Genomic DNA, 12,063 nt, shown 5'->3' with positions numbered 1-12,063 from the left:
TGCTCTTCTAGGAGGACTACCGAATGACGATTCATAATGATATTGAGAAAATTTTGATTTCAGAAGAAGAAATCCAAGGCAAAATTAAAGAACTCGGGGCTTTGCTTACAGAGGAATACAAGGATCTTAATCCATTAGTGATAGGTGTGCTGAAAGGTGCAATGCCTTTTATGAACGATTTATTAAAGCATGTAGACAGCTATTTGGAAATGGATTTCATGGATGTTTCCAGCTATGGTACTTCTACGGTTTCAAGCGGTGAAGTTAAAATCATTAAAGATTTAAACACATCTGTAGAAGGCAGAGATTTGCTGATTATTGAAGATATCATAGACAGCGGTCTTACCCTCTCTTATTTAGTGGATTTATTTAAATACAGAAAAGCTAAATCCATCAAGCTTGTCACATTATTGGATAAGCCATCCGGAAGAAAAGCAGATATACATGCGGATTACGCTTGCTTTAATGTACCTGACGAATTTGTTGTCGGATACGGGCTTGACTACATGGAAAAATACAGAAACATTCCATACATTGGCGTGTTAAAAAGGGAAGTTTACGAAACTGCCAAATAGGGATATAGATGATTAATAACCGTTCTATTCACATAATAGACTGTGCTATGATCTTTATATAAAATATATAAGTAACCTGATTGTAGATACGAATACTATATTTAGTTTTTTGGGAGGAGGTTAGGGATGAACCGTATTTTTAGAAATACCATATTCTATTTACTTATTTTTGTGGCGATTATCGGAGTAGTAAGTGTGTTTAACCAAAATTCCGAGCCAACTAAACATATTTCTAATAATGAGTTTATTGAAAGCCTTGAAAAAGGTGAGGTTAAATCCGCTGATTTACAGGTGGAACGCGGAGTATATTCTGTTAAGGGTCAATTAAAGGATGCTAAGGAAAATGAGTATTATTTAACATATATCCTTGCAGAACAGGCTGAAGAGGTTACTGACTTAATTGATGAACAGGGTGTAAAATCTACAGTTGCTCCAGCAAAAGAAACAAGTGTATGGGTAACATTCTTAACTTCAATTATTCCGTTCGTCATTATTTTGCTATTGTTCTTCTTCTTGATGAATAGTGCGCAAGGTGGCGGAAACAAAGTAATGAGCTTTGGTAAAAGTAAAGCTAAGCTTTACAGTGAAGAAAAGAAAAAAGTGCGCTTCAAAGATGTAGCAGGTGCTGATGAGGAAAAGCAAGAACTGGTTGAAGTTGTTGAGTTCTTGAAGGACCCTCGTAAATTTGCTGAATTAGGTGCGAGAATTCCAAAAGGTGTACTTTTAGTAGGACCTCCGGGAACAGGGAAAACCTTGCTTGCAAGAGCAGTAGCTGGTGAAGCAGGTGTACCTTTCTTCTCTATCAGTGGTTCAGACTTTGTTGAGATGTTCGTGGGTGTGGGTGCTTCCCGTGTGCGTGACCTTTTTGAAAATGCGAAGAAGAATGCACCATGTATTATTTTTATCGATGAAATCGATGCAGTTGGACGTCAGCGTGGAGCTGGCCTTGGCGGGGGACACGATGAACGTGAACAAACCCTGAACCAATTGCTTGTTGAAATGGATGGTTTCGGAGCAAATGAAGGTATCATTATCATTGCTGCTACAAACCGACCTGATATTCTTGACCCGGCTCTTTTACGTCCAGGCCGCTTTGACCGACAAATTACGGTTGACCGTCCTGACTTAATTGGAAGGGAAGCTGTACTTCGTGTACATGCACAAAACAAACCGCTTGATGAAAATGTGGATCTTAAAGCAATTGCGATGAGAACCCCAGGTTTCTCCGGTGCTGATTTAGAAAATCTCTTGAATGAAGCTGCTTTGGTAGCTGCAAGACAAGATAAGAAAAAAGTAGATATGAGCGACATTGATGAAGCAACGGATCGTGTGATTGCCGGTCCTGCTAAAAAAAGCCGTGTCATTTCTAAGAAAGAAAGAAATATTGTTGCCTTCCATGAATCCGGACATACGGTTATCGGGTTGGTACTTGACGAAGCAGATATGGTCCATAAGGTAACAATTGTTCCGCGTGGCCAGGCAGGTGGTTATGCTGTAATGCTTCCGCGTGAAGATCGTTACTTTATGACTAAGCCTGAACTGTTCGATAAGATTACCGGATTATTGGGCGGACGTGTTGCTGAAGAAATTGTCTTTGGTGAAGTGAGTACAGGAGCTCATAATGACTTCCAACGTGCTACAAGTATTGCCCGCAAAATGGTAACTGAATATGGAATGAGTGATAAACTCGGACCGATGCAATTTGGCCAGGCTTCAGGAGGCCAAGTATTCTTAGGTCGCGATATTAATAGTGAGCAAAACTATTCTGATAAGATTGCTTATGAAATTGATATCGAAATCCAAAATATCATCAAAACTTGCTATGAACGTGCAAGAAAAATTCTTACTGAAAACCGCAGTAAGTTAGACTTAATTGCTAATACATTACTTGAGATTGAAACGTTAGATGCTGAACAAATTCGCCACTTAGCGGATTATGGTAAGTTGCCTGAGCGTAAGGTAGCGAGCGATGTTACAGTGAATGTATCAGCTAAAAAGGAAATTCTGTCTGAGGATCTATCCAAAGACGATACAATATCCGAGCAAAGAGAAGATGATCAAACTCCTCCTACACCACCGGATATGGAAACAAACGATCCTAATAAATTGTAAGAATTCTGAGTGTCCCATCATATGAATGGGGCACTTTTTTTGAAAAGGGATAGAATGCTAACAGGAAGTTGGTCATGAAGGCGTTGCCACAGGATGTGGCATACTTAGTCTTTGTTCTTTGCTACAGTCGTTTCAGCTTTTTATGTAATCTAGCTTCAGGGCCTAACCGCTCGAGACATAAGTGTAGCTGCTGCGGGAGAGAAAAAGTGCTCTCCCTCCGCACCTCCTCTTATGCTTGTCGCGGCTGAGCAAGGCCCTTTAGCTTTTTGATGTAATCTAGCTTCGACTCCTAGGAGCTCGGGACATAAGCATGATCTCTGCGGGAGGAAAGAGCACCTCCCTCCGAGTATTCGTCTTATGCTTGTCGCTCCTGACCAGTCGTCTCAGCTTTTTGATGTAATCTAGCTTCAGGGCCTAACCGCTCGAGACATAAGTGTAGCTGCTGCGGGAGAGAAAAAGCGCTCTCCCTCCGCACCTCCTCTTATGCTTGTCGCGGTTGACCAAGGCCCTTCAGCTTTTTGATGTAATCTAGCTTCGACTCCTAGGAGCTCGAGTCATAAGCAAATACCCTACGGGAGAAGAACCCTCCCTCCGAGTATTCGTCTTATGCTTGTCGCTCCTGACCAGTCGTCTCAGCTTTTTCGATAGGGGGTTTTTGCATGTTATTGGTGATGGATGTGGGGAATACGAATATTTCGATTGGTGTTTATAGGGATGATGATCTTTGTTTTCATTGGAGAATTGGTACGGATCGGGGAAAAACTGAAGATGAATACGGAATGATATTTAATCAGTTGTTGAGTCATGTTGGGTTAACCTTCCATGATGTAAAAGGAATGATTCTTTCCTCTGTTGTGCCTCCCATAATGTCTTCACTTGAAAGAATGTGTACAAAATACTTTCAACTGAGGCCTTTGGTTGTTGGGCCTGGTGTTAAAACGGGATTAAATATAAAATATGATAATCCTAAAGAAGTTGGGGCAGATCGAATCGTGAATGCTGTGGCTGCAATTCATGATTATGGAGCGCCAATCATTATAGTAGACTTTGGTACAGCGACAACGTATTGTTATGTAAATGAGCATAGCCAGTATTTAGGAGGGGTGATTGCCCCGGGAATTGAAATTTCTACAGAGGCGCTCTATTCGAAGGCTGCTAAACTGCCCAGGATAGAGATTGTTCGTCCTGCCAATATCATTGGGAAGAATACAGTAAACGCTATGCAGTCCGGCGTTTTATATGGTTTTATTGGACAGGTAGAAGGAATTGTAACCAGGATAAAAAAACAGAGTAAGCAGAATCCTATGGTTATCGCTACTGGCGGAAGAGCATCTATGATTGCAAATGAAACATCCATAATTGATGTTGTCGATCCGTATTTAACATTAAAAGGTCTGCAAATCATCTATTCAAAGAATATACAACAATAATCCTGTAATGGATTTGGAAGGAGTTTATCATGAACGATTATTTAGTTAAAGCACTAGCATTTGATGGACAAGTAAGGGCGTATGCAGTCTCAAGTACGCAAACTATTGCAGAGGCACAAAGAAGACAGGATTCTTGGCGTACAGCATCTGCTGCGTTGGGAAGAGCAATGACAGCGGCTGTAATGATGGGAGCCATGCAAAAAGGCGAAGCAAAGATTACTATTAAAATTGAGGGTGATGGTCCGATTGGTCCGGTTATCATTGATAGTAATGCAAAGGGTGAGGTTAGGGGATATCTGACAAACCCTCATGTTGATTTTGAGTCTAATGAACATGGAAAACTTGATGTAAGACGTGCTATTGGTACAAATGGTACGTTAACTGTTGTTAAAGATATTGGATTAAGAGATAATTTCTCTGGCCAAGTTCCTTTAATTTCAGGCGAGCTTGGTGAAGACTTTACTTATTATTTTGTTGCCTCTGAGCAAACTCCTTCATCTGTAGGAGTCGGTGTTTTGGTTAATCCGGATGACTCGATTCTTGCTGCGGGTGGATTTATTATCCAGCTAATGCCCGGCACGGAAGAAGAGGTTATAGAAAAAATAGAGAAAGCTCTAGGATCAATTCCGCCTATATCCAAAATGATTCAGGATGGTTTAACTCCGGAAGAAGTACTTAATAAAGTATTGGGAGAAACAAACGTAAAAATATTAGAAAAAATGCCAATATCGTTCCAGTGTCAATGTTCCAAGGATAGGATAGCAAATGCTTTAATCAGTCTTGGAAAAGAAGAATTAGAAGATATGATCGAGACAGATGGTCAGGCTGAAACCCAATGTCATTTCTGTAATGAAAAATATATATTTACCAAAGAGGAGCTTCAGGAGCTAAAAGACACAGCTAAGTAATTTATTGGAGGAGTTACTTTGTCAAGTAAGCAATGTTGGTCCATTATCGCCGGTTTAATTCTATTGAATATTGTGACTGTCCTTTACTTTACGGTGGGGGAAAATTCAATGAAGGAAGATGCAACGGAAATTGTTGCTGCAGTAGGGGATGAAGAGATTAGCCGTCCAGACTGGCTCGCTGAATTGGAAAGGATACATGGCAAAGATGTATTAACTACAATGGTAAATGAAGAAGTTATTCTTCAATTGGCGGCTAAGCATCAGCTGACTGTTTCTGAGGATGAGATGAAAGTGGAGGCTGTTCTTCGGCAAGCGTTATATGGTTTTACTGGAAATTCACCCGCTCATATAAGTGATAAGGAGCACAAAAAGAAACTTGAAGTTTCAATTCTGCTTGAGAAGTTGTTGACAAAGGATGCCGTTATAACAGACAAGGAAGTTGAGTCTTACTATAAAAGTAATGAAAGCTTATTAAAGTTCACTGATCTCTATCGTCTATCCCATATCGTACTTAGTGAAAAGGCAAAAGCAAATGCGATTATTAAGGAATTGAAGGCTGGAACTGATTTTGCTGCAATGGCAATAGAGCGCTCGGAAGATAAATATACGGCCAATAATGGTGGAGAATTAGGGTATATATCTTTAGATTCCGAGTCTGTCCCTGAAGAATATAAAGAAACTGCGGCTTCATTAAAACCAGGGGAATGGAGTCAGCCAATTAAGATCAAGGATGGATATGCGATACTCTATTTGCGTGATCAGATTGGTAAATCCGAACTATCCTTTGGAAAAATAAAATCTAATCTTAAAAGAAAGACTGCAATGGAACAAATGAATATACCTGTATCTGCAGATATGCTTTGGGAACAGTATGATGTGGATTGGATTTATGGAAAATAGAGTCATGTGCTCTATTTTCTTTTATATACTGTAAATGAGCCATAAAGATTATTTCACATGGTTAGATGCGAGAAAATCTGGGAATTTAGAAGTATAATAGTTGACAGAAAGCGTAAAAATAGCTAAATTGTATATAAAACCAATGAAAATACTATGGATTAGGGGTGGATAAGTTGGGTAAAATAGCAAATAATATTTCTGAATTAATAGGTAATACACCTGTTGTTAAATTAAATAAGATTGTAGAAGATGGATCTGCAGAGGTTTATTTGAAATTGGAATATATGAATCCGGGAAGCAGTGTTAAGGATCGTATCGCACTTGCCATGATTGAAGATGCCGAGGAAAAAGGTCTTCTAAAGCCGGGTACAACGATAGTTGAACCAACAAGCGGTAATACAGGCATTGGGTTGGCATGGGTTGCAGCAGCAAAAGGGTATAAAGCTATATTGGTAATGCCGGATACAATGAGTATGGAACGCCGTAACTTATTGAAGGCATATGGAGCCCAACTTATTCTTACTCCTGGTAAAGATGGAATGAAAGGTGCAATTGCTAAGGCGGAGGAACTTGTTAATGAACATGGGTACTTTATGCCGCAGCAGTTTAAAAATGAGGCCAATCCAGAAGTCCATAGAAAAACAACCGGTAAAGAAATTGTAGAACAAATGGGCGATCAATTGGATGCCTTTATATCCGGTATAGGTACAGGCGGAACTATTACGGGTGCTGGAGAAGTGCTGCGTGAGAAATACAAAGATATTAAAATTATTGCAGTTGAACCAGCGGATTCACCGATTCTATCAGGCGGTACTCCAGGGCCTCACAAAATTCAGGGGATTGGTGCAGGCTTTATACCTGATACATTAAATACAAATATTTATGATGAAATTATAAAAGTTGAAAATGAACAAGCCTTTGAACAAGCAAGAAAAGCTGCTAAAGAAGAGGGTATTCTTGGTGGTATTTCTGCAGGGGCAGCTATTTTTGCAGCATTGGAAGTTGCCAAAAAACTTGGTGCCGGCAAAAAAGTTCTAGCAATCATCCCGGATAATGGTGAAAGATATTTAAGTACACCATTATATAACTTTGAAGATTAATCGTATAGAAGAGTAAATAAGCTAAACATATGGAGGAGGCTAAATGCCTCCTTTTGTTTTGGTTTTCTGTGTTTCTTTCTTTTTTACAAATAACATGTGGTATAGTGATTTGCATAGAGTAATTTCGGAGTCTAATTAAAGGAGCAAATTATTATGGAACTACCACAAAAAAAGATGATTCTAGAATGTGGACAATATAGATTGGAACTTGGACAAAGCACTAAGATTATGGGAATTTTAAATATCACTCCGGATTCGTTTTCTGATGGAGGCCAGTTTAACAAAGTAGAACAAGCGGTTTTGCGTGCAAAGGAAATGATAAAAGCTGGAGCAGATATCATTGATATCGGTGGTGAGTCGACGAGACCTGGCCATCAGCGAATTTCGTCAGATGAAGAATTGGAGCGAATCATTCCTGTTATTAAGGAATTAACAAAAGAGATCAATGTACCGATCTCGGTAGATACATATAAAGCGGATGTGGCAAAAGAAGCACTTCATGCAGGGGCAACTATCATAAACGATGTTTGGGGAGCTAAAGGTGATGAGGAAATGGCCCGTGTTGCTGCCGATTCAGGCGCTCCGATCATCCTCATGCATAATCGTAAGCAGGCTTCCTATGATCATTTTTTGCGTGATGTTTTAAATGATTTATATGAAAGTATTCAGATTGTTAAAGATGCTGGAGTTAGTAACGATAAAATTGTGCTGGATCCAGGTATCGGCTTCGCGAAGTCACTGGAGGAGAACTTGCTGATGATGCGAAATTTAGACATATTGACCAGCCTGGGTTACCCCGTCTTATTGGGAACATCACGTAAATCAATGATCGGCAGAACACTTGATCTACCAGTAGAGGAAAGAATGGAAGGTACAGGGGCGACAATATGTTTAGGGATTCAGCAGGGGTGTCAAATCATAAGGGTGCATGATGTGAAAGAGATGTCCCGTATGGCCCGTATGATGGATGCGATGCTTGGAAAGGTGAAAGTAAATGGATAAAATAATTCTTGAAAATATGGAATTTTATGGATACCATGGTGTTTATGAAGAAGAAAATAAGCTTGGACAGCGTTATAGAGTAAGTGCAGAATTGTATTTGGATCTGCAAGTCGCCGGAGAAACAGATGATCTGAATAAATCGGTTAATTATGCTGAAATATACACTTTATGTAAGGCTATTGTGGAAGGAAAGCCATATAATCTAATCGAAGCAGTGGCAGAAAAGATATCAGCAGAAATTTTAGGCACATATTCAATTATTCATTCATGCAAAATCAAGGTTGTGAAACCAGACCCACCGATACCGGGTCATTACGATTTTGTTGCAGTTGAGATTATAAGGGAGCAAGAGCAGCATGATGAATAAAGTTTATATTGGATTAGGTACAAATGTAGGGGATAGAGAATCGAATTTAAAGGATGCCATAAGCGAATTGGCAGCAGTACCTGAAATTGAGATTATATCTTTATCATCTATATATGAGACAAATCCAGTAGGCTATTTAGAACAAGGTAAATTTTTGAATATGGTTGTTTGTATAAACACAACTTTCGATGCACAAACACTATTGGTTACCTGCATGAAGATAGAACAAAATCTTGGCAGAAAAAGGGAAATTAGGTGGGGTCCGCGAACAATAGACCTTGACATTTTGTTATATAATCAAGAAAATATTGTAACGAAAAACCTAATTGTCCCTCATCCGCGGATGCTTGATAGGGCCTTTGTGGTTATCCCGCTCGTGGAGATAGATAAGGACATCATTCTGCCTAATATGGAAAAACCTATAAGGGAAATCATGGATGATATCCCCGAAAAAGAAGGGGTTCAGATATGGAAGCGGAAAAATGGGGAAGGCGTATTAGGGCATTTAGAAAGCTGAAAGGTTTTACTCAAGAGGAATTTGCAAGGGAGTTATCTGTCTCTGTCTCAATGCTTGGCGAGGTAGAAAGAGGCAACCGAATACCCTCTGAGCGCTTTTTGCAGGATATTGCAAATCAGTTGGACATTACAGTGGAGGAACTAAAACCTCTCGTTAAATAGATTTAATGATAAGTGCAAGTAAAGGATAGGGAGGAATTGAATTGTTGAAGATTGGCAATGTCGAAATGAAGAATCCGGTTGTACTTGCACCTATGGCCGGAGTTTGTAACTCAGCATTTCGTTTAACAGTTAAGGAATTTGGGGTAGGGCTTGTTTGTGCAGAAATGGTTAGTGATAAGGGAATAATTTATGGAAATGAAAAAACCCTCAACATGCTCTATATTGATGAACGAGAAAAGCCGTTGAGCCTTCAAATTTTTGGTGGAGAAAAAGAATCGCTTGTTCAGGCAGCTCAGTTTGTGGATAAGAACACCAATGCAGATATAATTGATATTAATATGGGCTGTCCTGTTAACAAGATTATTAAATGTGAAGCGGGAGCCAGATGGTTACTAAATCCGGATAAGATTTATGAGATGGTTTCAGCTGTAGTTGATAAAGTAGATAAACCGGTTACGGTTAAAATGAGAATTGGCTGGGATGACAAGCATATATTTGTTGAAGAGAATGCAAGGGCAGTTGAAAGAGCGGGCGGAAGTGCGATATCTGTCCATGGACGTACTCGGGTTCAAATGTATGAAGGAACGGCAAACTGGGATTATATCCGTATGGCAAAAGAAGCTGTCAATATACCGGTTATTGGAAATGGGGATGTACAGACTCCGCAGGATGCCAAGAGGATGCTTGAAGAAACTGGCTGTGATGGAGTCATGATCGGTCGTGCTGCACTCGGGAATCCGTGGATGATGTACCAAACCGTTAAGTATTTAGAAAATGGGATCCTTTTGCCGGAGCCATCTGTTCGTGAAAAAATCGATGTTTGCGTCCTGCATCTTGACCGCCTTATTGCATTGAAGGATGAGTTTATCGCTGTGCGTGAGATGAGAAAACACGCAGCTTGGTATTTGAAAGGTATTAAAGGAAGCGGTAGAATCAGAAATGAGATAAATGAGTGCAACACACGTGAACAATTGGTAGGGCTGCTTTATAATATGGTGGAAGATATTGAACTCCATGAAGCCGTTCGTGCAGTTTGATGATTTGACAGTACCTGATATACTGTATAATAAGTATGTAGAAACTGCCGGTAAAACCGGCAGTTTTTATGATACTTTTAAAAGGATATTGATATTTTTTATATATTAGGTTCTAAGGTTGTGTAAAATAAAGGAACAGTATATACGTGATAGAGATGGAGTGGAAATAAGATGAGCAATTATGAAGAATTAAACGACCAATTAAAAGTCAGACGTGACAAAATGAACCGCATCCAAGAAATGGGCATAGATCCATTTGGCAAAAGATTCGAACGTACACATTTGGCTCAAGAAATTAGCAATGAATATGCAGATGTGGAAAAAGAGGATTTAGAAACAAAGAATGCGGAAGTATCTATAGCTGGCAGAATTATGACAAAGCGTGGAAAAGGAAAAGCAGGCTTTGCTCATATTAAAGATGTGAGCGGTCAAATTCAAATATATGTGCGTAAGGATGCTATTGGGGAAGAAGCTTATGAGCTATTCACTATGGCTGACCTTGGCGATATTGTAGGTATTAAAGGAACGGTATTTAAAACTAAAGTGGGAGAGCTTTCTATAAAAGTAAGCCAGTTTACATATCTTACTAAGTCCCTTCGTCCTCTTCCGGAAAAATATCATGGATTAAAAGATATTGAAGAGCGCTATCGTAAGAGATATTTAGACTTAATTACAAGTGAAGAAAGCCAAAAAACATTTGTAACACGCAGTCGTATCATTCAGGCAATGAGACGTTACTTTGACGACCAAGGATTCCTTGAGGTTGAAACACCAATGCTTCATTCAATTGCTGGTGGTGCATCTGCACGTCCGTTTATAACGCATCATAATGCGCTTGATATGCCTATGTATATGCGTATTGCCATTGAATTACACTTGAAAAGGCTAATTGTTGGTGGTTTGGAAAAAGTATACGAAATCGGCCGAGTATTTAGAAATGAAGGAGTGTCCACAAGACATAATCCTGAGTTCACAATGCTTGAGCTTTACGAAGCTTATGCTGACTACAATGATGTAATGGACTTGACTGAAAATGTCATTGCTTATATTGCAAAAGAAGTTTTAGGAACAACTGTCATTCCTTACGGTGATTATGAAGTGGATTTAACACCAAAATGGACAAGACTTCATATGGTAGATGCAATTAAAGAATACGTAGGTGTAGATTTCTGGAAAGAAACATCAGTTGAAGAAGCGCGTGCGCTTGCTAAAGAACATGATGTCCAAATTACTGAATCTATGACATACGGTCATATTGTTAACGAATTCTTCGAGCAAAAAATCGAGGAGAAGTTAATACAACCAACCTTCATTTATGGTCATCCGGTAGAAATTTCTCCGTTGGCTAAAAAGAATGAGGATGATCCACGCTTTACTGATCGTTTTGAGTTATTTATCGTGGGACGTGAGCATGCGAACGCCTTCACTGAGCTGAATGATCCAATTGATCAGCGTCAACGCTTTGAAGCGCAATTAAAAGAGCGTGAACAAGGTAATGATGAAGCACATATGATGGACGATGATTATATAGAAGCATTGGAGTATGGTATGCCTCCAACAGGAGGTCTTGGAATTGGTATGGACCGTCTAATTATGCTACTAACTAATTCACCTTCAATTCGTGATGTACTGTTATTCCCGTTAATGAGACATAGATAAGATTTTAAAGAAGAAGCTGCCGGTTAAGGGCAGCTTCTTCTTTATTTTCTTTCATTCGTATAATTGATATATGAAGATAAGGATATAAATCTAAGCTTCATAGTATAAGAAAAGATAAAAACAAAAACTTTTATAAAAAAGTATTGCAAAATAAAAAACAAGGTGGTATATTAATAAACGTCGCTGCTGCAGTATTAAATACGAAGCAAGCGATAAAGAAAAAAATAAAAAAATTTGTTGACATGAGGTTGCTAACTTGGTATGATAGTTAAGTCGCCAAAACGACAACGAAACA

At 39.2% G+C, this 12,063-nt stretch carries 12 protein-coding genes; all 12 read left to right on the top strand.

The genetic code is table 11. The features are described from left to right. Positions 1 to 23: 23 nt before the first annotated feature. The 12 genes from hpt (at position 24) to lysS (ending at position 11,768) form a co-directional block, all read left to right on the top strand. Entirely contained in the window at positions 24 to 575 is a 552-nt protein-coding gene (hpt, locus tag A8L44_RS06040) for a hypoxanthine phosphoribosyltransferase (protein ID WP_066103117.1), read from the top strand. 126 nt (positions 576 to 701) lie between these two features. Next, positions 702 to 2,687, top strand: coding sequence for an ATP-dependent zinc metalloprotease FtsH (gene ftsH / locus A8L44_RS06035; protein WP_066103115.1), 1,986 nt, complete (start codon positions 702 to 704; stop codon positions 2,685 to 2,687). Positions 2,688 to 3,346: 659 nt separating this feature from the next. After that, complete coding sequence (locus A8L44_RS06030; RefSeq protein ID WP_066103112.1) at positions 3,347 to 4,117, top strand: type III pantothenate kinase; 771 nt, start codon at positions 3,347 to 3,349, stop codon at positions 4,115 to 4,117. A gap of 29 nt (positions 4,118 to 4,146) precedes the next feature. After that, positions 4,147 to 5,025, top strand: a complete 879-nt coding sequence (hslO, locus tag A8L44_RS06025) for an Hsp33 family molecular chaperone HslO (RefSeq protein ID WP_066103109.1) — start codon at positions 4,147 to 4,149, stop codon at positions 5,023 to 5,025. 18 nt (positions 5,026 to 5,043) lie between these two features. Next, the gene (locus A8L44_RS06020) at positions 5,044 to 5,925 is read left to right on the top strand and encodes a peptidylprolyl isomerase (protein WP_066103106.1); all 882 of its coding nucleotides are present in this window, start codon (positions 5,044 to 5,046) and stop codon (positions 5,923 to 5,925) included. Between the two features lie 173 nt (positions 5,926 to 6,098). Then, on the top strand, positions 6,099 to 7,025 hold the full coding sequence (cysK, locus tag A8L44_RS06015; RefSeq protein WP_066103103.1) for a cysteine synthase A: 927 nt from the start codon (positions 6,099 to 6,101) through the stop codon (positions 7,023 to 7,025). A 153-nt stretch (positions 7,026 to 7,178) separates the two neighbouring features. Continuing rightward, positions 7,179 to 8,027: a dihydropteroate synthase gene (gene folP, locus A8L44_RS06010; RefSeq protein ID WP_077248004.1), complete on the top strand. Its 849-nt coding sequence runs from the start codon at positions 7,179 to 7,181 to the stop codon at positions 8,025 to 8,027. Beyond that, positions 8,020 to 8,394 (top strand): dihydroneopterin aldolase, encoded by a 375-nt coding sequence (folB, locus tag A8L44_RS06005; RefSeq protein ID WP_066103099.1) that lies wholly within the window; start codon positions 8,020 to 8,022, stop codon positions 8,392 to 8,394. The genes folP and folB overlap by 8 nt, the downstream gene beginning before the upstream one ends. Then, the gene (gene folK / locus A8L44_RS06000; protein WP_066103096.1) at positions 8,384 to 8,911 is read left to right on the top strand and encodes a 2-amino-4-hydroxy-6-hydroxymethyldihydropteridine diphosphokinase; all 528 of its coding nucleotides are present in this window, start codon (positions 8,384 to 8,386) and stop codon (positions 8,909 to 8,911) included. Before folB ends, folK begins: the two co-directional genes overlap by 11 nt. Continuing rightward, entirely contained in the window at positions 8,863 to 9,072 is a 210-nt protein-coding gene (locus A8L44_RS05995) for a helix-turn-helix domain-containing protein (RefSeq protein WP_066103093.1), read from the top strand. The genes folK and A8L44_RS05995 overlap by 49 nt, the downstream gene beginning before the upstream one ends. Before the next feature lie 41 nt (positions 9,073 to 9,113). Continuing rightward, the gene (gene dusB, locus A8L44_RS05990; RefSeq protein WP_066103090.1) at positions 9,114 to 10,109 is read left to right on the top strand and encodes a tRNA dihydrouridine synthase DusB; all 996 of its coding nucleotides are present in this window, start codon (positions 9,114 to 9,116) and stop codon (positions 10,107 to 10,109) included. Positions 10,110 to 10,280: 171 nt separating this feature from the next. Next, a complete protein-coding gene (gene lysS, locus A8L44_RS05985; RefSeq protein ID WP_066103087.1) occupies positions 10,281 to 11,768 on the top strand; it encodes a lysine--tRNA ligase in 1,488 nt (495 codons plus the stop codon). Positions 11,769 to 12,063: the final 295 nt, after the last annotated feature.

The sequence above is a fragment of the Bacillus sp. FJAT-27986 genome, from assembly GCF_001685035.1.
GTDB lineage: Bacteria > Bacillota > Bacilli > Bacillales > Pradoshiaceae > Pradoshia.
Note: the sequence above shows the minus strand (reverse complement) of the source record. Positions and strands in the feature narration are given on the sequence as shown.